Genomic DNA, 24,072 nt, shown 5'->3' with positions numbered 1-24,072 from the left:
CGATTCTCCCACTGCCCGCCGACACCGGCGGCGCCCCTAGAACCCGAGCCGGCCCAGCTGCTTCGGGTCGCGCTGCCAGTCCTTGGCGACCTTGACGTGCAGTTCCAGGAAGATTTTGACGCCGAGCAGTTTCTCGATCTGCTTGCGGGCTGCGGTGCCGACCTCGCGCAGGCGGGCGCCGCCCTTGCCGATGACGATGCCCTTCTGGCTGGGGCGTTCCACGTACAGCAGGGCGTGCACGTCGAGCATCTCGCCCTGCTTCTCGGTGCGGCCCTCCCGTTCGCGGATCTCCTCGATGACGACGGCCAGCGAGTGCGGCAGCTCGTCGCCGAGGCCCTCGAGGGCGGCCTCGCGGATCAGTTCCGCCATGAGGGTTTCCTCGGGCTCGTCCGTCAGTTCGCCGTCCGGGTAGAACGCCGGTCCCGGCTCGACCAGGCCGGCGAGGACCTTGACGAGCACCTCGACCTGTTCCCCGGATACCGCGGACACCGGGATCACCTCGGCCTCTGGACCCAGGATCTTCGAGACCGCCAGGAGTTGCCCCATGAGCGCGTCCTTGCCCACCTTGTCGATCTTGGTGACGAGGCCGACCAGCTTGGTCTTGGGCGCCATCTGCCGCACCTGCTCGAGGATCCACCGGTCGCCGGGGCCGATCTTCTCGTCCGCGGGAATGCACAGGCAGATGACGTCGACCTCGGAGTAGGTGTCGCGCACCAGGTCGTTGAGGCGCTGGCCGAGCAGGGTCCGCGGCCGGTGCAGGCCGGGCGTGTCCACCAGGATCAGCTGCGCGAAGTCGCGGTGCACGATGCCGCGGATGGTGTGCCGGGTGGTCTGCGGCCGCGACGACGTGATCGCGATCTTCTCCCCCACCAGCGCGTTCGTCAGCGTCGACTTGCCCGTGTTGGGTCGGCCCACGAAACACACGAAGCCGGAACGGAATTCGTTGTCGGTCATACTTGCTCCTCGTTCACGTCTTCGTCGACTGCGTCTGCAGCCGCTTGCTCGTTCGGCACCCGTTCGACGTACACGGTGCTGATCCGCACCCGGCCGCGCACATCGGCGCCACCCTCCCCGCGCAGCCGCAGGCCCGCGGTGACGACCTCGGAGCCGGGCAGCGGGACACGGCCCAGTTCGTAGCCGAGCAGTCCACCGACCGTCTCCACCTCGTCGTCGTCGATGTCGACGTCGAACAACTCCCCGAGATCCTCGACGGGCAGCCGCGCCGACACCCGGTACGAGCCGTCGCCCAGGTCCTCGACGGGCGGGGTCTCGTCGGTGTCGTATTCGTCGGCGATCTCCCCGACGATCTCCTCGATGACGTCCTCGATGGTGACCAGGCCGGCGATACCGCCGTACTCGTCGACGAGGATCGCCATGTGGTTGCGCTGCTGCTGCATCTCGGCGAGCAGGCTGTCCAGCGGCTTCGAGTCGGGCACGAACACCGCCGGGCGCATCACCTGGCCGACCGTGACGCTGCGGCCACCGTCGGACGAGTAGTAGGTCTGCTGGACGAGGTCCTTGAGGTAGACGACACCGAGGACGTCGTCGACGTTCTCCCCGACCACCGGGATGCGGGAATGCCCGCTGCGCACCGCGAGCGACGTGGCCTGCCCGGCCGTCTTGTCGGCCTCGATCCACACCATCTCCGGACGCGGCACCATCACCTCGCGGGCGTTGGTGTCGCCGAGTTCGAACACCGACTGGATCATGCGGCGTTCCTCGTCGGCGACGACACCCCGCTCCTGCGCCAGATCGACCAGTTCACGTAGTTCGATCTCGGACGCGAACGGGCCGGCCCGGAAACCGCGGCCCGGGGTGAGCGCGTTGCCGACGACGATCAGCAGCCGGCTCAGCGGACCGAACAGTGCGCCGAGCGCGATCAGCGGCAGCGAGGCGGCCAACGCCAGCGGGTAGGCGTGCTGGCGGCCCAGGGTGCGCGGGCCGACCCCGATCGCGACGTAGTCGACGAGCACCATCACCACGATCGTGACGACGACACCCCACACCGGTCCGATCCACTCGATCAGTGACCCCGCGAGCAGCACGGCCGCCGCGATCTCGCACAGGATCCGCAGCAGGACCATGAGATTGACGTAGCGGGGCCGGTCCGAGACGATCCGCAGCAGCCGGTCGGCGCCGGGACGCTCGTCCTTCGCCAACTCCTCGACCCGGGCCGGGGAGAGCGCGTTCAGGGCCGAGTCGAGGGCCGCGAACAGGCCACCGAGCGGCACCAGGACGACCGCGAGCACGACCAGCACGATCGCGTCGTTCACCGCTCACCCACCGGTCGGGCGGACGTCACCGGCCACACGTCACTGGTCGGGGCCATCGACGAATCCGGTCTTGCCGAGCAGCCGCTGGTCACGGGCCGCGAGATCGGCCTCGTGCTGTGCGCGCCGCAGATCCTCGTACCAGTCGGCGAGCAGCTGGTTCTGCAGACCGAACATCTCCTTCTCCTCCTCCGGCTCGGCATGGTCGTAGCCGAGGAGGTGCAGGCAGCCGTGCACGGTGAGCAGCGCCAGCTCGTGGTCGAGGGAGTGTCCGGCCGTCTGCGCCTGGTCGGCGGCGAACGACGGACACAGCACGATGTCGCCGAGCATCGACGGACCCGGTGCCGGCGCGTCGGGGCGTCCGCCCGGCTCGAGCTCGTCCATCGGGAACGACATGACGTCGGTCGGCCCGGGCAGGTCCATCCAGCGCATGTGCAGATCCGCCATCGTCGCCGAATCCACCAGCACCATCGACAGCTCCGCCGCCGGATGCACGTCCATGCTGGCGATCACGAACTTCGCGACGCTGATCAGGTCCTCGTCGCAGACTTCCATCCCCGATTCGTTGGAGATCTCGATGCTCATCTACGTCGCTCTTTCGTTGCTCGCGGGCATACCCCGGCCGCGATCACGGCCGGGGACAGGGGAAAACAGAGGTCGGACACAACCCTACCGCCGCTGCGGACGCGGCGAACCGGCCCGTCGCTGCGCCCGGTTGCCGAACACCGGCCCGTCGCCGCGGTCCGCCTCGAACCGCTCGTAGGCGTCGACGATGTCGGAGACCAGCCGGTGCCGCACGACGTCGCTGCTGTCGAGCTTCGCGAAGTGGATGCCGTCGATGTCGTCGAGGATCTCGGTGACGGTAGCGAGACCGGACCGCTGACCGCCCGGCAGGTCCACCTGGGTGACGTCACCCGTGACCACGATCTTCGACCCGAACCCGAGCCGGGTCAGGAACATCTTCATCTGCTCGGCCGTGGTGTTCTGTGCCTCGTCGAGAATGATGAAGGCATCATTCAGGCTTCTTCCACGCATGTACGCCAGGGGTGCGACCTCGATGACCCCGGCCTGCATGAGCTTCGGGATGGCCTCGGGATCCATCATGTCGTGGAGGGCGTCGTGCAGCGGCCGCAGATAGGGGTCGATCTTCTCGTGCAGGGTGCCCGGCAGGAAGCCGAGACGTTCACCGGCTTCGACGGCCGGTCGGGTGAGGATGATCCGGGTGACCTGTTTGGTCTGCAACGCCTGCACGGCTTTCGCCATCGCCAGGTACGTCTTGCCGGTGCCGGCCGGGCCGACCCCGAACACGATGGTGTTCTCGTCGATCGCGTCGACGTAGTGCTTCTGGTTGAGCGTCTTGGGGCGGATCGTCTTGCCGCGCCGCGACAGGATGTCCAGGCTCAGCACGTCGGCCGGGGACTCGGACAGGCCCTGCGTGAGCATCCCGACGGTGCGGCGGACGGCGTCCGGGGTGATCGACTGCTTGCGTCGCACCAGCGACGTGAGCTGCTCGAACGCCCGCTCCGCGAGGGCCACGTCGGCCGGGGTGCCGGTGAGGGTGACCGCGTTGCCGCGCACGTGGATGTCGGCGTCGAGGACGCGTTCGAGGGCGGTCAGGTTCTCGTCGGAGGCCCCGAGCAGTCCCGGCACCGCCTCGGGCGGGAGTTCCAGGCTCGTGCGGACCGTGCGGTCGACCGGCTGTGACGGGTTCTCGACTTGTTCACTCACGTGAGGGTTCAGGCCTACTTCCAGGTCCGACGGGTTCTCTGACGGTCCACGACTCGGGTGCCGCGTATACCCGAAGTCTAACGCTCCGCCAGCCAGGCCGACGCCTCCGCGACGACCGTCCCGGCCCGCTCCGGCGACAGCCCGAGCAGGACCAGACCGGCGGTCGCGAACCCCTCGCCGCGATCGGCGATCTCCCCGAGGTTGGCGCGCTCGAGCATCGTCAATGCCATGCTCTCGTGCATCGCGACCAGCAGGTGCGCGGGCAGGTATGTCGAGAAGACGCCGGTGCGCTGCCCGTGTTCGACGGCCGCGATCGTGCTCACCCGCAGTGGTGCGATGAGATCGCGGATGCGGTCGTCGCCGAGTTCGCGGCGGGCGAACGACAGCAGTACCCGGAACCGGTCGCCGATCGGCCAGGTCCGCAGTGCCAGCACCGCCACCTCGAGGTCGGGTGACTCCGGTGCCGGGGATCCCGCGACGAACGATTCGGCGATCGCCGACGACGCCTCCGTCACCAGGCCCTCGATGAGCGCCTCCCGGTTCGGGAAGTGCGAGTACACGGTGCGCCGCACCACCCCGGCGGCCTTCGCGACGTCGCCCATGCTGGCGTCCGGGTCGCCCGCGAACGCGGAGATCGCCGCCTCGACGATGCGGGCGCGGTTGGCGCGGGCCTGGGCGCGGAGGGGCGGGGGCGTCTCGGTGGTCCTGTCGGTGCGGGCGGTCACCCGTCCATTGTTCCCGGTCTCGATCGTGTGACGTGCGACACGCGCATCTTGCACACTGATGTGCAGGAAACTAATTTGCACAGCAGTGTGCAAACAGCCGCGGGGTGGTCGATCCGGCGGCCCGTCGAGAGGCGAGCGACATGACAGTGACTTTGACGACGTTGACGCAACTACCGGGGATCGCCCGCGTCCCCGTCGACCGGATGGACCGGCCGTACCCGCGCCGGTGGGCGGCGCTGGGTGTGCTGTGTCTGAGCCTGCTCATCGTCGTCATGGCGAACACCGCGCTCATCGTCGCCGCGCCGGACATGACCCGGGATCTGATGCTGACCAGCGCGGATCTGCAGTGGGTCATCGACGGCTACACCGTCCCGTATGCGGCGCTGATGCTGCTGTTCGGCGTCATCGGCGACAAATACAGCCGGCGCGGCGCCCTGCTGACCGGCCTGCTCGTGTTCGGTGCGGGCGCCGTGTTCGGCAGTCTCGCCGACAGCACGACGACCGTCGTCGCGGCCCGCATCGTCATGGGTGTCGGTGCCGCGATCATCATGCCCGCGACGCTGTCGCTGCTGGTCGCGACGTTCCCGGCCACCGAACGGTCCCGGGCGGTCGCGGCGTGGGCGGCCACGTCCGGGCTCGCGATCGCGCTCGGGCCCCTGCTGGCCGGGTGGCTCCTCGACAGCCGGTCGTGGCATTCGACGTTCCTCATCAACGTGCCGATCGCCGCGGTCGCGGCGGTCGGGGCGCTCGCCCTGGTGCCGCCGTCGAAGGCGCACGGGCTCGGCCGGATCGACTGGCTCGGCGGGCTGCTGTCGGTCGTCACGATCGGCGCGGGCGTGTTCGCGATCATCGACGGCTTCCACTTCGGTTGGGGTGCACGGTCGCTCGTCGCCGCCGTGGTGTCGGCGGTCGGGCTGGTGGCGTTCGTCCGGTGGGAGTTGCGGCATCCGCAGCCGCTGCTGAACGTGCGCCGACTCGCCGACCGGGCCGTCGGCGGGGCGTCCCTCGCGGTGCTGCTGGTGTTCCTCGCCGCGTTCGGGGCGATGTTCTTCCTCGCCCAGCACCTGCAGTTCGTGCTCGGGTTCGGGGCGCTCGACACCGGGGTCCGGTTGCTGCCACTCGCGGCCGCGGTCACCGTCGGCGCCGGGGTCAGTGCGCGCCTGGCGTCCCGGGTGGGACTGCGGGTGATCGTGGCGTCAGGCATGCTCGTCGCCGCGGCCGGTGTCCTGATGCTGGTCCGGGTGGACGCCGCGTCCGGCTATCTCGACGTGCTGCCCACCCTCGTGCTGCTGGGTCTCGGGGTGGGCCTGTCGGTGTCCCCCGCCACCGACGCGATCATGGGCAGCTTCCCGGAGAACGATCTGGGGGCGGCGGGTGGCCTCAACGACACCGCGATCGAACTCGGCGGCTCGCTCGGCATCGCGATCCTCGGCTCCGTCCTGGCCGCCACCTACAAGGACGGGATCGCCGGGTTCCTCGCGACGCTGCCGGTGCCGACCCTGGCCGGGCCGCAAGCGGATCTGCTGGCGCAGGGCCTGCAGGCGTCCGGCGAATCCGTCGGCGGTGCCGCGATCGTCGCGCAGGAACTGGCGAACAACCCCCTCGGCAAGAGCTGGGCGCAGCCGCTGATGGAGGCCGCGACGTCCGCGTTCGCCGACGCCATCGTCCGGGCCGGACTCGTCGGCGGACTCGCCCTCGCGGCCGGCGCGGTGGTGGTCGCCGCGATCCTGCCGCGACGTGCCACGACCGGTCAGGACTGATCGAGCAGGATCTCCCGGGACAGCTTCCAGCACACCGTGTTCGGGTCGAGGAACGCGAAGTGGTCCTCTCCCTCGATCAGGTGCAGGCGGACCGGGTCGCCGGCTGCGACGGCCGCAGCATGGTAGCGGGACGCCACCTTCGCCGGCACCTGGACGTCGTCGGTGCCGTGCAGGACCACGACCGGCACGCCCACCGGGAGTCGGTGCTGCGGCGACGCCGACCGGTACAGGTCGGGGTCGGCGTCGAACGGCTGCCCGAACAGGTCCTCGATGTAGTCGATGCGCCGACCGCGTTCTCCCGCCGACGCCAGATCCAGAGCCCCGGCCTGCGACACGAACAGCTCCGGCCGGACCGTCGTATCGTGTTGCCCGGCAAGCCAGATCGCGAGCTGGCCGCCCGCCGAATGCCCGACGACCCGGACCCGGTCCAGGTCGAGCGGCACCGGCGACGCGGCCGCGACCGGGCCGGCGAGGGCGTCGAGGGCCGCGACGATGTCCGACGACATCTCCGGCCACCGCCCGCCCGCGCCGAGGCGCCGGTATTCGATGTTCCACACCGCAACCCCGCTGCGCGACAGATCCACCGACAGCGACGTGCCCAGATTGAGCTGGTACTTGCCGCTCCAGTAGCCGCCGTGGATCACCATCACCACCGGAACCGGTTCGGCGACAGGGATCTCCGGGGCGTAGAAGTGCCCGAACTGCTGCGGCTCCGGGCCGTACTCGATCCGTGTCCTGGCCATGTGTCTCCCCTCGATGCTGTGCGCCTTTTTGGTAGTAGCAGCTACCAAAAAGGCGCACAGCTCATTGCAGCGGTGCCGCGGACCAGCGGTCGGTGAGTACACCGATGGCGCCGAGGGCGACGGCGGCCGCGGTGGAGGTGCGCAGCACGGTCGGGCCGAGCAGGGCCGCGGTGGCGCCCGCCCCGGTGAGGGCGGTGACCTCGTCGTCGGAGAGCCCGCCCTCGGGTCCGACGACGAGCATCACCTCGGGGGCGTCGCGCAGCGGCAGTGACGCCAGCGGCACCGGCGCGGACTCGTGCAAGACGGCCACGACACCGCCGCGGGCGACGACGTCCCGGACCCGACCGAGGACCTGCGCGGTGTGGTGCAGGTCGGCGACGTCGGGCACGAACGAGCGCCGCGACTGCTTGGCCGCGGCGATCGCCGCGTTGCGCCACCGGGTGACGCCCTTGACGGTCTTGGCGCCCTCCCAGCGGGCGACGCAGCGGGACGACTGCCACGGCACGATCGCGTCGATGCCCGCCTCGGTGGCGAGTTCGACGGCCAGCTCGGAGCGTTCCGCCTTCGGCAGCGCCTGCACCAGGGTCACCGTCGGGGCCGGCGGCTGCTGGTCGCGTCGGGCGATCACCTCGAGGTCGAGGCGGTCCTTGCCGGCGGCGACGACGACCGCGTCGGCGATACCGCCGCAGCCGTCGGCGAGCAGCAACCGTTCACCGGCCTTGATGCGGCGCACCGTCGCGGCGTGCCGGCCCTCCGGCCCGTCGAGCACGGCGGGCTGCCCGACACCGGGCAGCGGATCGAGGTAGAAGACCGTCGCGGCCATCAGCTACGCCCGGCGCCCGTCAGCGGCCGCTGAACGCGTCACGCAGCCGGGAGAACAGGCCCCCGGTGTTCTGCGATCCGGTCGAGACGACCTCGGCCTGATCCCGGTCCCGGTGGTTCTTGAACTCCTGCAGCACCTTGGTCTGCTTGCCGTCGAGCCGGGTGGGGATGACGACCTCGAGGTGGGCGTGGATGTCGCCGCGCACACCCGACCGCAGCTTCGGCATGCCGTGCCCGCGCAGCACCGACACCGAACCGGGCTGGGTGCCCGCGTCGACGGTGATCTCGGTGGGTCCGTCGAGGATCGTGTCGAGGGTGACGGTGGTGCCGAGGGCGGCGTCGACCATCGGAACCCGGATGGTGCAGTGCAGGTCGTCGCCGTCGCGGACGAAGACCTCGTGCGGCTGCTCGACGACCTCGACGTACAGGTCGCCGGCGTGACCGCCGCCGGGGCCGACCTCACCCTGCGCGGCCAGCCGGATCCGCATACCGCCGGACACCCCGGCGGGAACCTTGACGGTGATGTCGCGGCGGGCACGGACCCGGCCGTCGCCACCGCACTTGTGGCACGGGTCGGGGATGGTCTCGCCGGCACCGCGGCACGTCGGGCACGGGCGGGACGTCATGACCTGCCCGAGGAACGAGCGCTGTATCGACTGCACCTCGCCCGCACCGCCGCACGTCTCGCAGCGGATCGGCTTCGAGTCGCCGTGCGTGCCGGAACCGGTGCAGCCGTCGCACAGGATGGCGGTGTCGACGGTGATCGTCTTGGTGACGCCGGTGGCGCATTCGGCGAGCGTCAGCTTGGTGCGCAACAGAGAGTCCGCGCCGGGTTGGACGCGGCCCCGTGGGCCTCGTGCGGCGCCGCCGCCACCCCCGCCGAAGAACGCCTCGAACACGTCGCCGAGACCGCCACCGAAGCCGGCGCCGCCGAACCCTCCGCCCGCGCCGCCGCCACCCTGCTGCAGCGGGTCGCCGCCGAGGTCGACGATGCGACGCTTCTCCGGGTCGGACAGCACCTCGTATGCGGTGGAGACCTCCTTGAACCGGGCCTGCGCGGATTCGTCCGGGTTGACGTCGGGGTGCAGTTCCCGGGCCAGCTTCCGGTATGCCCGCTTGATCTCCTGGTCGGTCGCCTTCGGCGCCACGCCGAGGATGCCGTAGTAATCCCGTGCCACTTCGGTTTTCTCGTCCTTCTCTACTTCGTTCGCACCACACGGTGAACAATCCGGCGGCGGCGCAGGTCAGCGCTCGGCGAGAACCTCGCCGATGTACCGGGCAACGGCAGCCACCGAGGCAATTGTTCCCGGGTAGTCCATCCGGGTGGGACCGAGGACCCCTACTCCCCCGAAGATGGTACCGGCGGCGCCGTAGCCGGTGGAGATCACCGACGTGCCCCGCATCTCCGCGACCTGGGTTTCCTCACCGATCCGGACGGTGACCCGGCCCGCGTCCTGTGCCGCAGCCAACAGTTTGAGGACCACCACCTGCTCCTCGAGGGCCTCGAGAACCGATCGCAGCGACCCCGGTACCCCGGCCTGCGGTGCGAAGTCCGCGGCGTTGCGTGTCAGGTTGGCGGTGCCGCCGAGCACCAACCGGTCCTCGGGATGTTCGACGAGGGTCTCGACCAGCACCGTCGCCGACCGGACGACGGCGTCCCGGATGCTTTCGGGGGCGTCCTCGGCCAGTTCGGACACCGCGATCGACGCCGCCGCGAGTCGTTTGCCCTCGAGGGCGCCGCCGAGCAGGTTCCGCAGCTGGGACAGGCCGTCGTCGCCCAGGACGTCGCCGAGTTCGACGATCCGCTGATCGACGCGGCCGGAGTCGGTGATGAGGACCAGAAGCAGCCGTGCCGGGGTGAGGGCGACCACCTCGAGGTGCCGCACCGACGACGCCGACAGTGTCGGGTACTGCACGACCGCGACCTGCCGGGTGAGCTGCGCCAGCAGTCGGACGCCGCGGCGCAGCACGTCGTCGAGGTCGACACCGGATTCGAGGAACTGCAGGATGGCCCGCCGCTCGGCGGCCGACAGCGGTTTGACGTCGGCGATCCGGTCGACGAACTGGCGGTAGCCCTTGTCGGTGGGGACCCGGCCGGAACTGGTGTGCGGCTGCGCGATGTAGCCCTCGGCCTCGAGCACCGCCATGTCGTTGCGGATCGTCGCACTCGACACCCCGAGATTGTGCCGTTCGACGAGCGCCTTCGACCCGATCGGCTCCTGGGTGGCGACGTAATCGGCGACGATGGCCCGCAGAACCTCGAACCGTCGTTCCTCGGTACTCGACATCGCTGTGCACCTCCGTTTCGCCACGAGAGCCGGATTCACCCCGACCCGAGTCTAATGGCCGTGGCCGTAGGGTTGGGGGGCGGCGTCCGGCCGCACACGAGCACCACGGGCGGAGCGTAGATGATCTTCAAGGGTGTCCGGGACGGCAAACCGTATCCCGATCACGGATTGACCCTGCGGGACTGGTCGCAGATCCCGCCCCGCCAGGTGCGCCTCGACGAGATCGTCACGACGACGAAGGTCCTCGAACTCGACCGGCTGCTGTCCGAGGACTCCACCTTCTACGGGGACCTGTTCCCGCACGCGGTGTTGTGGCAGGGCACCGTCTACCTCGAGGACGGCGTCCACCACGCGGTCCGCTCGGCGCTGCGCAACCGGGTCGTCCTGCACGCCCGCGTCTACGACTTCGACGCCGCCGGGGACTGACGCCTCACCCGAGCAGGTCGCGGACGACGGCGTCGGCCAGCAACCGGCCCCGGTCGGTGAGCACCAGATGCCCCGACTCGACGACCGCGAGACCGTCCGCGACGACCTGCTCGGCCGCCTCCCGTTCACTCTCCCGCAGGTCGGCCAGCGGAATCCCGGTGCGCAGTCGCACCGTCAGCATGACGCGTTCGACGTGGACGTCGTCGGCGGTGAGGGTTTCACTGCCGGCGACCGGCAGCGTCCCTGCCGACAGCAGGTCGGCGTACCGGGCCGGGTGCTTGACGTTCCACCAGCGGATGCCGCCGACATGGCTGTGCGCGCCCGGCCCGGCACCCCACCAGTCGCCGCCGTCCCAGTAGCCGAGGTTGTGCCGGCAGCTCGCGTCGTCACCGGCCGCCCAGTTCGACACCTCGTACCAGTGCAGGCCGGCGGCGGACAGGCGCGTGTCGATCCGTTCGTAGCGGGCGGCGAGGACGTCGTCGTCGGGGGCCGGCAGTTCCCCGCGGCGCACCTTGCGGGCCATCGCGGTCCCGTCCTCGACGATCAGCGAGTACGCGGAGACGTGGTCGACGCCGGCACCCAGGACCGCGTCGAGGGACGCGTCCAGGTCGGCGTCGGTCTCGCCGGGGGTGCCGTAGATGAGGTCGAGGTTGACGTGCCCGAAACCGGCGTCGCGGGCCTCGCGGGCGGCGGCGACGGCCCGGCCCGGGGTGTGCGTGCGGTCGAGAACTTTCAGGACGTGCTCGGCGGCGGACTGCATGCCGAGGGAGATCCGGGTGTAGCCGGCGTCCCGCAGGGCTGCGAAGAACTGCGGTGACGTCGACTCGGGATTCGATTCGGTGGTCACCTCCGCACCGTCGGCGAGCCCGAAGCTGTCCCGGACGGCGCCGAGGACCTCGGCCAGCCCGTCGCCGCCGAGCAGTGACGGGGTGCCCCCGCCGACGAACACGGTGTCCGCGGCCGGGCCGCCGGTCGCCTCCGCGGCCAGCGCGAGTTCCCGCTTCAAGCCGTCGAGCCACGACTGCGGCGACGCCGACGTCCCCAACTCGCCCGCCGTGTAGGTGTTGAAGTCGCAGTAGCCGCAGCGGGTGGCGCAGAACGGGACGTGGACGTACACCCCGAAGGGCCGTGTGCCCACCCCGGACAGTGCGGTGTCGGGCAGCACGAACGGCGCCGGATCGGTCGAGGAAGCCGGGGCGGGGGTCGAGACGGGGGAACCACTCACCCCACCAGTGTTCCAGCCGACCGCGCCGACCCTCGGATCACGCCCGGAACGGGGCGAAACCCGCACCTCGGCCACCGACCCGAAGTGTGGTTTGCATCACATTTCGATCGGTAGCCGGATCGGCCCCTACTTCGCGTCGCCCTTGTCGTCGCGCGGGTCGCTCGGCGGCAGTGCACCACCCTCGTCGGCCCAGCGGTCGAGTTGCTTCGACGCCGGATCCGGCAGCCGGCCCTTCCGTCGTTTCAGCAGATGACTGACAGTTTCTGTGATCTTTCCCATGCCCGAACCGTATCCGCCCGTGACGGCTCTCGCAGGTCGGCGCGCCGGTCGAATCGGCCACCTCCATCCGTCCCGTGCGGTACCCGTACCGGGTCACGCGGAGGTGACCGCCCGCGGACCGGCCCGGCACATTTCCCGCGAATTCACGGGAAATATCGGCGGACCCGTCGGCACCGGCGAAATCCCGTGGCACAATTGCCGCCATGACGGATACCGGGGTGCGATTGGTGGCCAGGCGCCACGTCGACCTCAAGCGTGTCTGCAGCTGTTGTTGTCTGCCTTGCGGCGTATAGCAGCCGGCGTCCTCCTGCCCTGAGCGCAGTCGACGCGCGTCTGCATTCTTCTCCCCCGTTTCGGCCCGTATTTCCGGCCGGTCGAGGACGATTCCCGCGAGGATGCAGCCCTCCTCTCCTGTCTTCGACCGGTGCCCCGTGAGATTCACGACTTCCAGGAGCACCCATGACGTCGACCACCGACGCCGTTCCCACCACATCCACGCCCGCCCCGACTCGCGCGGCCCGCCCGAAGAAACGCGCCTCCGAAGGCCAGTGGGCGCTCGGCTACCGCGAACCCCTCAACGCCAACGAGCAGGTCAAGAAGGACGACAACCCGCTCAACGTCCGGGCCCGGATCATCGACCAGTACTCGAAGGGCGGCTTCGACAGCATCGACAAGTCCGATCTCCGCGGCCGATTCCGGTGGATGGGCCTGTACACGCAGCGGGAGCAGGGCTACGACGGCACCTTCACCGGCGACGACAACGCCGATCTGCTCGAGGCGCCGTACTTCATGATGCGGGTGCGCACCGACGGCGGCCGGCTGAACCGCGACCAGATCCGCACTCTCGCAGGGATTTCCAACGACTTCGCCCGCGGCACCGCCGACATCTCCGATCGCCAGAACCTCCAGTACCACTGGATCGAGATCGAGAACGTCCCGGAGATCTGGCGTCGGCTCGCGGCGGTCGGTCTCGAGACCACCGAGGCGTGCGGCGACTGCCCCCGCGGCATGCTCGGCTCCCCGCTCGCCGGCCTGTCCCCCGACGAGGTGCTCGACGCCAGCCCGGCACTCGCGGAGATCAAGCGCCGGTACATCGGCAACCCCGAGTACTCCAACCTGCCGCGCAAGTTCAAGACCGCGATCTCCGGCCAGCAGGACGTGGTGCACGAGATCAACGACGTCGCGTTCGTCGGCGTCGAGCATCCCGAGCACGGCCCCGGCCTGGATCTGTGGGTCGGCGGCGGCCTGTCGACGAACCCGATGATGGCGCAGCGCCTCGGCGCGTGGATTCCGCTCGACGAGGTCCCGGACGTGTGGGAGGCGGTCGTCGCGATCTTCCGCGACTACGGCTACCGGCGGCTGCGGTCGAAGGCGCGGCTGAAGTTCCTCGTCAAGGACTGGGGGACGGAAAAATTCCGAGAGGTTCTCGAGACCGAGTACCTGCACCGGAAGCTGATCGACGGCCCGGCCCCGGTGCCGCCGAAGCATCCGATCGACCACGTCGGTGTGACGCGACTGACCAACGGGCTCAACGCCGTCGGCTACTCCGCGGTGTCCGGACGCCTGACCGGCGACACCCTGTTCGCGCTCGCCGACGCCATGGAACGGGCCGGCACCGACGATCTACGGTTCACCCCGTACCAGAAGCTGGTGGTCGTCGACGTCGCCGACGAGAAGATCGCCGGACTGGACGCCGACCTCGAGGCGGTCGGACTCAACTCGCGGCCGTCGCGCTGGCGTCGCAACCTCATCGCCTGCACCGGGCTCGAGTACTGCAAGCTGTCGTTCACCGAAACCCGCAGCCGTTCACAGGCACTCGTGCCGATCCTGGAGGAGCGGCTCGCGGACCTCAACGAACAGCTGGACGTGCCGATCACCATCAACTTCAACGGCTGCCCCAACTCGTGCGCCCGCGTGCAGGTCGCGGACATCGGGTTCAAGGGCCAGTTGATCGCCGACGAGAACGGCACCCCACTCGAGGGGTTCCAGGTGCATCTCGGCGGCAGCCTCGGCTTCGACAGCGCGTTCGGTCGAAAGTTGCGGCAGCACAAGATTTTCGCGCACGAGGCCACCGACTACATCGACCGGTTGGTGCGCAACTTCATCAAGAACAAGAACGACGGCGAACGCTTCGCGGAGTGGGTCGTGCGTGCTGACGAAGAGGATTTGCGATGAGCTCCGGCGAAGAGCAGACAACACCGATGAGTGTGGATCTGAGCACCGCGGCTACCGACGAGCTCCGGAGGATCGCCGCGCAGGGGGCGGCGGATCTCGCGGGGGCGTCGGCGCAGGAACTGCTGCAGTGGACGGAGGACACCTTCGGGGCCGGGGCGGGCGCGGCGACGGGGAATGAGCGCAGCGGCTACATCGTGGCGTCGAATATGCAGGACGGTGTCCTCGTTCATCTTGCGGCGCAGGCTCGTCCGGGTGTGGACATCCTGTTTCTGGACACCGGCTACCACTTCCCGGAGACCATCGGCACCCGGGACGCCGTCGAGCAGGTGTACGGCGTGAACGTCGTGAACGCAATGGCCGAGAACAGCGTCGCCGAGCAGGACGCCCTGCTCGGCAAGGATCTGTTCTCGCGGGATGCCGCCGAGTGCTGCCGGTTGCGGAAGGTGGTGCCGCTGAAGGCGACACTGCGCAGCTACCGGGCGTGGGTCACCGGTATCCGCCGGGTCGAGGCCCCCACCCGGGCGAATGCCCCGCTGATCTCGTTCGACGAGGCGTTCGGGCTCGTGAAGATCAATCCCATCGCCGCGTGGTCGGACGACGACGTGCAGGCGTACATCGACGAGCATTCGATCCTGGTGAATCCGCTCGTCGACGAGGGGTATCCGTCCATCGGGTGCGCTCCGTGCACCGTCAAACCTCTCCCCGGCGCCGATCCGCGTAGCGGTCGGTGGGCCGGTTCGGCCAAGACAGAATGCGGGTTGCACGCGTCATGACCACATCAGTGAACGATTCACGAACACTCCTCGACGGCACCAGGTTCGACACGCTCGACGCCCTCGAGTCCGAGGCGATCCACATCTTCCGGGAGGTGGCCGGCGAGTTCGAGCGTCCGGTGATCCTGTTCTCGGGCGGCAAGGACTCGACGGTGCTGCTGCACCTGGCGATCAAGGCCTTCTGGCCGGCGCCGGTACCGTTCGCGCTGCTGCACGTGGACACCGGGCACAACCTGCCCGAGGTGCTCGCGTTCCGGGACCACGTCGTCTCGAAGTACAACCTGCGCCTGCACGTGGCGAGTGTGGAGGACTATCTCGCCGACGGCCGGCTCACCGAGCGTCCCGACGGCATCCGCAACCCATTGCAGACGGTGCCGCTGCTCGACGCGATCGCCGAGAACCGGTTCGACGCAGTGTTCGGCGGGGCCCGCCGCGACGAGGAACGGGCCCGCGCCAAGGAGCGGATCTTCTCGCTGCGCGACGCGTTCGGCCGCTGGGATCCGAAGAAGCAGCGCCCCGAGCTGTGGAATCTGTACAACGGCAAGCACTCGCCCGGCGAGCAGGTGCGGGTGTTCCCGCTGAGCAATTTCACCGAGCTCGACATCTGGCGCTACATCGCCCGCGACGACGTGGAACTGGCGAGCATCTACTACGCGCACCAGCGTCCGGTGTACCAGCGGGACGGCATGTGGATGACGCCGGGCGTGTGGGGCGGGCCGGCGGAAGGCGAAGAGCTGCAGACACTCTCGGTGCGCTACCGCACCGTCGGCGACGGCTCCACCACCGGCGCGGTCCTGTCCGACGCCGCCGACAACGACGCCATCCTCGCCGAGGTCGCGGCGTCCCGACTGACCGAGCGCGGCGCCACCCGTGGCGACGACCGCGTGTCCGAGGCGGCCATGGAAGACCGCAAGCGAGAGGGCTACTTCTGATGAGCGATTTGTTGCGTCTCGCCACCGCGGGCAGCGTCGACGACGGCAAGTCCACCCTGGTGGGCCGGCTGCTGTACGACACGAAATCCGTTCTGGCCGACCAGATCGACGCCGTCACCCGCGCGTCGGTCGACCGGGGCCTGTCCACCCCGGACCTGTCGCTGCTCGTCGACGGTCTGCGCGCCGAACGCGAGCAGGGCATCACCATCGACGTCGCGTACCGCTACTTCGCCACCCCGAACCGCAGCTTCGTGCTCGCCGACACACCGGGGCACGTGCAGTACACCCGCAACACCGTCTCGGGGGCGTCCACCGCGCAACTGGTGATCCTGCTGGTCGACGCCCGCAAGGGCGTCATCTCGCAAACCCGCAAGCACGCCGCCGTGCTGGCGCTGCTCGGGGTGCCGCGACTGGTGCTGGCGGTCAACAAGATCGACCTCGTCGACGATCCGGCGACGGTGTTCGCGGACATCACCGCCGAGTTCCGTTCGCTGACCTCCTCCCTCGGCTGGGACGACACGGACGTCCACGCGATCCCCGTCTCGGCGCTGCACGGCGACAACGTCGCGGTGGCGTCGGACAAGACGCCGTACTACGACGGTCCGACGCTCATCGAGCATCTCGAGTCGGTGCCGGTGGACAGCGACAGTTCCGGGGCGCATTCGATCGGTCTGCGCTTCCCGGTGCAGTACGTGATCCGTCCGCGCACGGCCGAGTTCCCCGACTACCGCGGCTATGCCGGTCAGGTCGCGGCGGGCTCTGTCTCCCCCGGCGACGAGGTCGTGGTGCTGCCGTCCGGTACCCGCACGACGGTCACCCGGATCGACACGTACGACGGGGAACTCGACGTCGCACACGCGGGCCGCAGTGTGACGCTGGTGCTCGCCGACGACGTCGACGTCTCCCGCGGTGACACCATCGCGGCGCCGTCGGATGCGCCGGAGCCGATCGGCGAGTTCGACGCCACCGTGTGCTGGCTGGCCGAGAAGCCGTTGCGTCCGGGCGCGCGGCTGCTGCTCAAGCACGGCACCCGCACCACGCAGGCGATCGTGGGGGCGCTCGTCGAACGGCTCGACGATCAGGAGCTCACGTCCGAGGCGTCCCCGGACACGCTCGCGCTCAACGAGATCGGCAAGATCGCGGTGCGGGTCGCCGAGCCGATCGTCGCCGACGACTACACCGTGAACCGGCACACCGGCAGCTTCCTGCTGATCGACCCGGCCGGCGGGAACACGCTCGCGGCCGGTCTCGTCGGGGACGCGATCGCGGCCGTCGAACTCGGGGACCGGGTCTAGTACCGTGGCTCCGCTCATCGCCGTCGCGCACGGCAGCCGTGACCCCCGATCGGCTCGGGTGGTCGTGGCTGCCGTGGCGGCGATCCGCGCGCAGCGGCCGGATCTCGACGTCCGGCTCGCGTTCCTCGATCTGACGGCACCGTCGGTGGACCGGGTCGTCGACGCGGTGGCCGCCGAGGGGCATTCCGCGGCGGTCGTCGTCCCGCTGCTGCTGGGCAGTGCCTTCCACGCCCGCGTCGACCTGCCGGGCATCCTTGCCGGCGCCCGGGCCCGACACCCGCGACTGGCCCTCGTCCAGGCGGACGTGCTCGGTGGCGATCCGCGACTGGTCGGCGCGGTCCGTGACCGGGTCGTCGCGGCCGGCGCCGCGGTGGACGATCCGGAGACCGGTGTCGTCCTCGCGGCGGTCGGCTCGTCGCATGCCGCGGCGAACCGCCGGGTGAACCGGCTCACGGCCGTCCTGAGCGCCGGTACCCGGTGGTCGACGTCGGCGTGCTTCGCGACGGCCGCGCAGCCGTCCGTCGGGCAGGCGATCTCGTCACTCCACGCGCAGGGGGCGCGACGTGTCGTGATCGCCCCGTGGTTCCTGGCGCCGGGCCTGCTCACCGACCGGCTGGGCGACGCAGCCCTCGTCGCCGACCCGGACGTGGTGTTCGCGGATCCGATCGGGGCGCACCCGAACCTGGCGGCGGTCGTGTTCGACCGGTACGCCGCGGCGGTCCGCGCCACCACCGGAACGCGACTCTCCGCCTGACCGTCCCGCCCGACTACGGCGAAAGTGTCGCGAAAATCCTTACTGCACCGTTAGTCTCGTCGGCGTGCCCACCACACTCCGCCGTTCGGCTCTCGCCGTCGCGACGTTCCTGACGCTGTCTGCCGTCGGTGCTGCCCCGGCCGCCGCCGATGTCGCACCCACCCCGAATCCGGGTTCGGTGCCCGGCGACGCGGCCGAGTCGGCGGCGGTGGTGGCGACGGCGCAGCAGATCCTCGCGCATTCCGGTCCGGGGCTGGCGATCGCGGTCACGAAACCCGATCCCGCGTATCCGGGGGCGTCGCTGACGACGTCGTACTACTTCGGTGACGCGGACAAGGCCCTGGGCCGGCGGGTCGGTCCGCAGACGCAGTTCGAGATCGCGTCCGAGACGAAGACGTTCACCGCGGCGCTGCTCGCGAAACGGATCGCGCAGGGGCAGGCGCACCTCGACGATCCGGCGCAGCCGTACGCGTCCGGCGTCACGCTCCCGTCCCGGGACGGTGCCGTGATCACGCTCGGGGACCTCGTGACGCACCGCTCGGGTCTGACGGACGACCCACCGAACCTCGACGCGCCGTGTGGCGGTGTGCCCGGCTGCAATCCGAAGCCGCGCTACGACCGCGGCTACCTGTGGCAGGGCCTCGAGAAGCCGGACGCCCTGTTCGCGGCGCCCGGCACGCAATGGCTTTACTCGGACTTCGGGTTCGGCACCCTGGGCACCCTCCTGGCCGACACGTTCGCACCGGGACACCCGGAACCGGCGTTCGGGCAGGTCGTCGCGGACGAACTGACCGGTCCACTCGGCATGACGTCGACGACACTCGAGACGCGCACACCGGATCTCGCGCAGCCCTATGCACACGGGAAGCCCGCGAACCTGTGGGACAACACCGCGGCCCTCGCCGGTGGCGGCGGGTTGATCAGTACCGCGTCGGACATGGCGATCTGGGCGGCCGCCACCCTCGGCTACGGCGACAACCCCCTGGTTCCGGTGTTGCAGTCGATGCTCACCGAGATCCCCGGCCCGACGGACCCGAAGAACCCCGGCACGGCGATGGGGATGGCGTGGCAGCTGTTTCCCGCCTCCGGGTCGACACCGGCGTACGCGTTCAAGAACGGTGGCGCGGCCGGGTCGACGAGCGCGACGGTCCTCGTCCCCGAGAACGGCTGGGCGATCACCGTCCTGAACAACGGCGCGAACATGGACTTCGTCAGCTCGGCGACCACCACGCTGATGCAGACGCTCGTCGCCGGTGAACCCGGCCCCGGCGCGACCGGGTCGGTGGTGTTCGGGTCAACCGGGTCCTGACCCCGGAACCTCCCGGCGTCCAGCAGCGACCCCGAAGAAGTCGCGGCCGTCAGGTGGCCGTCCGCCCGGGTCGGCCCCCGCGGACACGGCTGGTGCGGTGACCAGGTGGGGAATGTTCTTGCGGCAGTGAATGTATGCTTCCTCGACGCACACCTGGACCCACCACTGCGGCACCCGCGGACGGACCCGGTCGGCCACGATCCCGGGACGGCGGCTGTGCCAGTCGTCGGGGTCGACGACGGTGGCCGTGCCGTTGATGTGCAGGCCGATCACATCGTCGGTGAAGTCGACGAGGAACAACCCGATGTGCGGGTTCTCCCGGAGGTTGCCGAGGCTGGCCATCACCCCGTTGCCCCGGTAGTCGGGGAAGCCGAGCAGCGTCGGGGACAGCACCCGGACGAAGCCGCGGGGCCCGGCCCGCAACGACACGTCGCAGGTGCCGTCCCTGGCCGATGTTCCGATGAACATCAGGTCCCGCCGCTCGACGAAGGCGATCATCGCCGCATTGAGTTCACCGGTCCACTGGCGGTCGTGGAACCGTCGGGCCCGAACCTCCGTCCGGTCGCAGTCGTCCATCGGTCGGCCTCGAATCGCACCCGTCGTACCGTATTTCCCCCGACATCCAGCATTGCGGCCGACCACGGCCGCCGTCCAGCCACCCCGGGGGTGGTCGGTCACCACCCCCGGGGAGCCCGCCGGCCTATCCGGCGATGTCGGTGGGCCGCACGTACACCGTCTCGCCCTCACGCAGGCCGAGGGATTCGGCGTCGCCGCGGGTGATCTGCGCGGACAGCTGCTGGGCACCGGTCTTCGGCTGCAACTCGACCCGCACCTCGAAGCCGAGATGCACGACGCGGGAGACGGTCGCGGCGAACGACTGCGGCAGCTGACTGCGGTCCAGGCGCAGATCGTGCGGGCGCACCAGTTGCCCGTTGAGCCGGGCGACGGGGCCGAGGAACGACATCACGAAATCGTTGGCCGGGGTGTCGTACAGCTCCTGCGGGGTGCCGGCCTGCTCGATCCGCCCCTTGTTGAGGACCGCGATCCGGTCGGCGATGTCGAGGGCCTCCTCCTGGTCGTGGGTGACCAGGACGGTGGTGACGTGGACCTCGTCGTGCAGGCGGCGCAGCCACGCGCGCAGGTCGTCACGTACCTTCGCGTCGAGGGCGCCGAACGGCTCGTCGAGCAGCAGCACCTGCGGGTCGACGGCGAGAGCCCGGGCCAGGGCCATGCGCTGGCGCTGACCGCCGGACAGCTGCGCCGGGTAGCGGTGCTGGAAGCCGTCGAGTCCGACGATCTCCAGCAGGTCGTCGACCTTCTTCGCGATCTCCGCCTTGGGGCGTTTGCGGATCGTCAGGCCGAACGCGACGTTGTCGCGGACCGTCATGTGCTTGAACGCGGCATAGTGCTGGAACACGAAGCCGATGTCCCGCTTCTGCGGGGGCACACCGGTGACGTCCTTGCCGGCGATGGTGATGGTGCCCGAGTCGGGATGCTCGAGGCCGGCGATCGACCGCAGCAGCGTCGACTTGCCCGAGCCGGACGGCCCGAGCAGCGCCGTGAGCGACCCGGACGGGATGTCGAGGGTGACGTCGTCGAGAGCGGCGAAGTCGCCGTAGTTCTTGCGGGCTCCGGTCACGGTGATCATGTCGTGCTCCTCTTGCGGTCGAGCAGAGTCATCAGCAGCAGGGCGATGAGGGCGATCCCCATCAGCAGGGTGGCCGCCGCGTAGGCGCCGAAGGTGTTGTGGTCGTCGATGTAGCGCGAATGCACCAGCAGGGTCAGGGTCTGCGACTGTCCGGGGATGCCGGACGAGACCATGATGACCGCGCCGAACTCGCCGAGCGCGCGGGCGATGGTGAGCACGACACCGTAGGTGAGGCCCCAGCGGATGGCGGGCAACGTGATCCGGGTGAACGTCTGCCACTTCGACGCACCCAGCGTCGCGGCGGCCTGTTCCTGTTCCTCCCCGATCTCGTACAGGACGGGTTCGACCTCGCGGACCACGAACGGGAGCGTGACGAAGATCGTGGCGATCACCATGCCGGGCAACCCGAAGATCACCCGGAAGCCGGTGGATTCGAGGCCGCCGAACCAGCCGCCGGCACCCCACAGCAGGATCAGTGAGACACCGACGACGATGGGCGACACCGCGAACGGCAGGTCGACCACCGACTGCAGCAGCCCGCGTCCGGGGAACCGGCCGCGCACGAGGGCCAGCGCGGTGACGATCCCGAACACCACGTTGAGCGGGACGACGATCGCCACGATGATCATCGACAGGTTCAGCGCGGAGATCGCGGCCGGCGTGCTGATCGCGTGGTAGAAGGTGACGGCGCCGTGTTCGAACGCCCGGTAGAGGATCACCGCGATCGGGCTGAGCAGCAGCACCGCCAGGTAGCCGAGGACGATCGTGCGCAGGGAAATCCGCGCGAACGGGGAGATCTTCACTGCGACTGCTCCTCTCGGCGCTGGTTGCGGGCCGCGAACATGCGCAGCACCAGCAGGGTCACGAACGCGATCGCGAGCAGTGTCACCGACACCGCGGCCGCGCTGGTCTGCCGGTCGATCTCGATCTGCTGCTGGATGTACTGCGACGCCACCTGTGTCTGCCGGGGAATGTTGCCGCCGATCAGCACCACCGACCCGTACTCGCCGATGGCGCGGGCGAACGCGAGGCCGGCGCCGCCGATGATCGCCGGGGCCAGGGTGGGCAGCACGACGCGGCGGAAGATCGTCCAGTTGTTCGCGCCGAGCGACGCCGCGGCCTCCTCGACATCCCGGTCGACCTCGATGAGCACGGGCTGCACCGAGCGGACCACGAACGGCAGCGTCACGAACGCCAGCGCCATCACCAGGCCGGGCTGGGTGGCGTTGAGGTGCACACCGATCGGGCTCTGCGGCCCGTACAGCGACAGCAGCACGATACTCGCCACGATCGTCGGCAGCGCGAACGGCAGGTCGATGAGCGCGCCTATGATCCGCTTGCCGGGGAACTCGTCACGCACCAGCACCCACGCGATCATCGTGCCCATCACCACGTTGATCACCGCGACGATCGCCGACACCAGGATCGTCACCCGCAGCGCGGCGAGCGCGCCCGGCGCGGTGACGGCACTCCAGAATCCGGACCAGCCGTCGTCGAGGGACGCCACCAGCAGCGCCGCGAGCGGCAGCAGCACGATGATGCTCAGCCACACGGCGGCGATACCGATACCGAGCGGCCCGACGGCGCCGGTGACCGCGAGCCGGCGACGCAGGCGTGCGGCCGGACTCGGCGGTGGGGGCGTCGGCGGCGCGGGCGGGGCCGCCGGCGCCGTGTCTGTCGTCTGTTCACTCACTGTCGTCGTCATTTCGTGGCGTTCTCGTAGATGGCGGCGATCGTGCCCGAGTTCTGGTCGAACAGATCCTGGTCGACGGTGTCCCAGCCGCCGAGATCGGCGACGGTCCACAGCTTCTGCGGTGCCGGGAAGTCGGCCGTGTACTCGGCCGTCACGGCCGGGTCGACGGGCCGGAACCCGGCCTCGGCGAATCCACGCTGCGCCGGCTCCGAGTACAGGAAGTCCCGGAACGTGACGGCGGTGGCCCGGTTGCGTCCGGTCGAGACGACCGCGACGGGACTCTCCACCTTGAACGTCGCGGCCGGGGTGACGTGCTCGACCGGGTCGCCCTTGCGTTCGGTGAACAGGGCCTCGTTCTCGTAGCTGAGCAGCACGTCCCCGGTGCCCTGCAGGAACATCTCGGTGGCCTCCCGCCCCGACTTCGGCTGCACCGTCACGTGTTCGGTCACCAGCTCGCGGAGGTAGTCGAGTCCGGCCTGCGGGTTCTCCCCACCGTCGCTCTCGACGGCGTACGGCGCCAACAGATTCCACTTCGCGGACCCGGAACTGAACGGGTTCGGGGTCACCACCTCGACACCGGGACGCAGCAGGTCGTCCCAGTCCCGGATGTTCTTCGGGTTGCCCTCCCGCACGACGAGCGTGATGACCGAACCGAACGGGACACCGTGGTAGGCGTCCCGGTTCCAGCTCTCGTCGACCAGACCTGCGTCCACCAGACGGGTGATCTCCGGTTCGACGGAGAAACTCACCAGATCGGCCTGCGCACCGTCCCCGACCTTGCGGGACTGGTCCCCGGACGGCCCGTACGACGGGTTGAACCGCACCCCGGCACCGTCCGCGGTCTCGGCGAACGCCGCGGTGACCTTGTCGTAGCCGGGCTTCGGTACACCGAACGCGAACAGGTTGATCGTGCCGCCGCTGCCGTCGGCGCCGATGTCGCCGCCGCCCATGACATCGCTCGACCCGCCGCTACAGGCGGTCAGCGCGGCCGCTCCGATCGCGACCAGAGCGGTCGACAACGTGCGGGAACGGTGTTTCATCGGTGGGCAACCTTCCTACCGGGCCGGTGCGGGCCGTGGATCACAGGAGTGCGTACTCGTGAGAGTGCGCACACGGGGATTCGGGCACGGGGAACTCGGAGCGGACCTCCGAGTGAGCGACGTCCGGGGGCGAGCGCAGGGCACATCCGCGTCCCGATCCGGGACAGCGGGGCGACGGTCACACGGA

The 24,072-nt window shown here is 69.8% G+C and carries 25 protein-coding genes; 9 read left to right on the top strand and 16 right to left on the bottom strand.

Annotation, left to right across the window (positions count from 1 at the left end; genetic code table 11):
- Positions 1-36: 36 nt before the first annotated feature.
- The 5 genes from era to E0497_RS05040 all read right to left on the bottom strand — a co-directional run bounded on the left by era (position 37) and on the right by E0497_RS05040 (position 4,723).
- A complete protein-coding gene (era, locus tag E0497_RS05060) occupies positions 37-954 on the bottom strand; it encodes a GTPase Era (protein ID WP_137723695.1) in 918 nt (305 codons plus the stop codon).
- Positions 951-2,273, bottom strand: coding sequence for a hemolysin family protein (locus E0497_RS05055; protein ID WP_137723694.1), 1,323 nt, complete (start codon positions 2,271-2,273; stop codon positions 951-953). Before E0497_RS05055 ends, era begins: the two co-directional genes overlap by 4 nt.
- A gap of 39 nt (positions 2,274-2,312) precedes the next feature.
- Positions 2,313-2,855 carry an rRNA maturation RNase YbeY gene (ybeY, locus tag E0497_RS05050; protein ID WP_137723693.1) on the bottom strand — a complete coding sequence of 181 codons (543 nt, stop codon included), beginning with the start codon at positions 2,853-2,855 and terminating at the stop codon, positions 2,313-2,315.
- An 84-nt stretch (positions 2,856-2,939) separates the two neighbouring features.
- The gene (locus E0497_RS05045) at positions 2,940-3,998 is read right to left on the bottom strand and encodes a PhoH family protein (protein WP_137723692.1); all 1,059 of its coding nucleotides are present in this window, start codon (positions 3,996-3,998) and stop codon (positions 2,940-2,942) included.
- Positions 3,999-4,075: 77 nt separating this feature from the next.
- The gene (locus E0497_RS05040) at positions 4,076-4,723 is read right to left on the bottom strand and encodes a TetR/AcrR family transcriptional regulator (RefSeq protein ID WP_137723691.1); all 648 of its coding nucleotides are present in this window, start codon (positions 4,721-4,723) and stop codon (positions 4,076-4,078) included.
- 140 nt (positions 4,724-4,863) lie between these two features.
- On the opposite strand from E0497_RS05040, the gene E0497_RS05035 reads away from it, so the two are divergent.
- Complete coding sequence (locus tag E0497_RS05035; RefSeq protein ID WP_137723690.1) at positions 4,864-6,483, top strand: MFS transporter; 1,620 nt, start codon at positions 4,864-4,866, stop codon at positions 6,481-6,483.
- Here E0497_RS05035 and E0497_RS05030 read toward each other — a convergent pair.
- From E0497_RS05030 to hrcA, 4 genes are all read right to left on the bottom strand, one after another.
- Positions 6,474-7,226 carry an alpha/beta hydrolase family protein gene (locus tag E0497_RS05030; protein ID WP_137723689.1) on the bottom strand — a complete coding sequence of 251 codons (753 nt, stop codon included), beginning with the start codon at positions 7,224-7,226 and terminating at the stop codon, positions 6,474-6,476. The two genes, E0497_RS05035 and E0497_RS05030, sit on opposite strands and share 10 nt — an antisense overlap.
- A 61-nt stretch (positions 7,227-7,287) precedes the next feature.
- Entirely contained in the window at positions 7,288-8,049 is a 762-nt protein-coding gene (locus tag E0497_RS05025) for a 16S rRNA (uracil(1498)-N(3))-methyltransferase (protein ID WP_137723688.1), read from the bottom strand.
- Between the two features lie 19 nt (positions 8,050-8,068).
- On the bottom strand, positions 8,069-9,226 hold the full coding sequence (gene dnaJ / locus E0497_RS05020) for a molecular chaperone DnaJ (RefSeq protein ID WP_137723687.1): 1,158 nt from the start codon (positions 9,224-9,226) through the stop codon (positions 8,069-8,071).
- Between the two features lie 66 nt (positions 9,227-9,292).
- Positions 9,293-10,336 (bottom strand): heat-inducible transcriptional repressor HrcA, encoded by a 1,044-nt coding sequence (hrcA, locus tag E0497_RS05015; RefSeq protein ID WP_137723686.1) that lies wholly within the window; start codon positions 10,334-10,336, stop codon positions 9,293-9,295.
- A gap of 120 nt (positions 10,337-10,456) precedes the next feature.
- Between hrcA and E0497_RS05010 the strand changes: the two genes are divergently transcribed.
- Positions 10,457-10,762 carry a type II toxin-antitoxin system VapB family antitoxin gene (locus E0497_RS05010; RefSeq protein WP_137723685.1) on the top strand — a complete coding sequence of 102 codons (306 nt, stop codon included), beginning with the start codon at positions 10,457-10,459 and terminating at the stop codon, positions 10,760-10,762.
- Between the two features lie 4 nt (positions 10,763-10,766).
- Here E0497_RS05010 and hemW read toward each other — a convergent pair whose 3' ends face one another.
- On the bottom strand, positions 10,767-11,987 hold the full coding sequence (gene hemW, locus E0497_RS05005) for a radical SAM family heme chaperone HemW (RefSeq protein WP_137723684.1): 1,221 nt from the start codon (positions 11,985-11,987) through the stop codon (positions 10,767-10,769).
- 126 nt (positions 11,988-12,113) lie between these two features.
- Complete coding sequence (locus tag E0497_RS20395) at positions 12,114-12,266, bottom strand: hypothetical protein (RefSeq protein ID WP_161987387.1); 153 nt, start codon at positions 12,264-12,266, stop codon at positions 12,114-12,116.
- A 203-nt stretch (positions 12,267-12,469) separates the two neighbouring features.
- On the opposite strand from E0497_RS20395, the gene E0497_RS21080 reads away from it, so the two are divergent.
- The 7 genes from E0497_RS21080 (at position 12,470) to E0497_RS04975 (ending at position 19,504) form a co-directional block, all read left to right on the top strand.
- Positions 12,470-12,559, top strand: a complete 90-nt coding sequence (locus E0497_RS21080; protein ID WP_368076962.1) for an Ms4527A family Cys-rich leader peptide — start codon at positions 12,470-12,472, stop codon at positions 12,557-12,559.
- Positions 12,560-12,725: 166 nt separating this feature from the next.
- The gene (locus tag E0497_RS05000; RefSeq protein WP_137723683.1) at positions 12,726-14,441 is read left to right on the top strand and encodes a nitrite/sulfite reductase; all 1,716 of its coding nucleotides are present in this window, start codon (positions 12,726-12,728) and stop codon (positions 14,439-14,441) included.
- A gap of 26 nt (positions 14,442-14,467) precedes the next feature.
- Positions 14,468-15,214, top strand: a complete 747-nt coding sequence (locus tag E0497_RS04995) for a phosphoadenylyl-sulfate reductase (RefSeq protein WP_137723846.1) — start codon at positions 14,468-14,470, stop codon at positions 15,212-15,214.
- Positions 15,193-16,146, top strand: coding sequence for a sulfate adenylyltransferase subunit CysD (gene cysD, locus E0497_RS04990; protein ID WP_170312871.1), 954 nt, complete (start codon positions 15,193-15,195; stop codon positions 16,144-16,146). The genes E0497_RS04995 and cysD overlap by 22 nt, the downstream gene beginning before the upstream one ends.
- Positions 16,146-17,441 (top strand): sulfate adenylyltransferase subunit 1, encoded by a 1,296-nt coding sequence (locus E0497_RS04985; protein WP_137723681.1) that lies wholly within the window; start codon positions 16,146-16,148, stop codon positions 17,439-17,441. The genes cysD and E0497_RS04985 overlap by 1 nt, the downstream gene beginning before the upstream one ends.
- 4 nt (positions 17,442-17,445) lie before the next feature.
- Positions 17,446-18,195, top strand: coding sequence for a sirohydrochlorin chelatase (locus E0497_RS04980; RefSeq protein WP_137723680.1), 750 nt, complete (start codon positions 17,446-17,448; stop codon positions 18,193-18,195).
- A gap of 64 nt (positions 18,196-18,259) precedes the next feature.
- Positions 18,260-19,504 (top strand): serine hydrolase domain-containing protein, encoded by a 1,245-nt coding sequence (locus E0497_RS04975; protein ID WP_137723679.1) that lies wholly within the window; start codon positions 18,260-18,262, stop codon positions 19,502-19,504.
- Here E0497_RS04975 and E0497_RS04970 read toward each other — a convergent pair.
- The 5 genes from E0497_RS04970 to E0497_RS04950 form a co-directional block, all read right to left on the bottom strand.
- Positions 19,490-20,080: a pyridoxamine 5'-phosphate oxidase family protein gene (locus E0497_RS04970; RefSeq protein ID WP_137723678.1), complete on the bottom strand. Its 591-nt coding sequence runs from the start codon at positions 20,078-20,080 to the stop codon at positions 19,490-19,492. The two genes, E0497_RS04975 and E0497_RS04970, sit on opposite strands and share 15 nt — an antisense overlap.
- A gap of 124 nt (positions 20,081-20,204) precedes the next feature.
- A complete protein-coding gene (locus E0497_RS04965; protein ID WP_137723677.1) occupies positions 20,205-21,152 on the bottom strand; it encodes a sulfate/molybdate ABC transporter ATP-binding protein in 948 nt (315 codons plus the stop codon).
- Entirely contained in the window at positions 21,149-21,955 is an 807-nt protein-coding gene (cysW, locus tag E0497_RS04960) for a sulfate ABC transporter permease subunit CysW (RefSeq protein WP_137723676.1), read from the bottom strand. The genes E0497_RS04965 and cysW overlap by 4 nt, the downstream gene beginning before the upstream one ends.
- The gene (gene cysT, locus E0497_RS04955; protein WP_137723675.1) at positions 21,952-22,857 is read right to left on the bottom strand and encodes a sulfate ABC transporter permease subunit CysT; all 906 of its coding nucleotides are present in this window, start codon (positions 22,855-22,857) and stop codon (positions 21,952-21,954) included. The genes cysW and cysT overlap by 4 nt, the downstream gene beginning before the upstream one ends.
- A complete protein-coding gene (locus E0497_RS04950; protein ID WP_137723674.1) occupies positions 22,854-23,885 on the bottom strand; it encodes an extracellular solute-binding protein in 1,032 nt (343 codons plus the stop codon). Before E0497_RS04950 ends, cysT begins: the two co-directional genes overlap by 4 nt.
- Positions 23,886-24,072: the final 187 nt, after the last annotated feature.

Source organism: Prescottella subtropica, assembly GCF_005434945.1.
Lineage (GTDB): Bacteria > Actinomycetota > Actinomycetes > Mycobacteriales > Mycobacteriaceae > Prescottella > Prescottella subtropica.
Note: the sequence above shows the minus strand (reverse complement) of the source record. Positions and strands in the feature narration are given on the sequence as shown.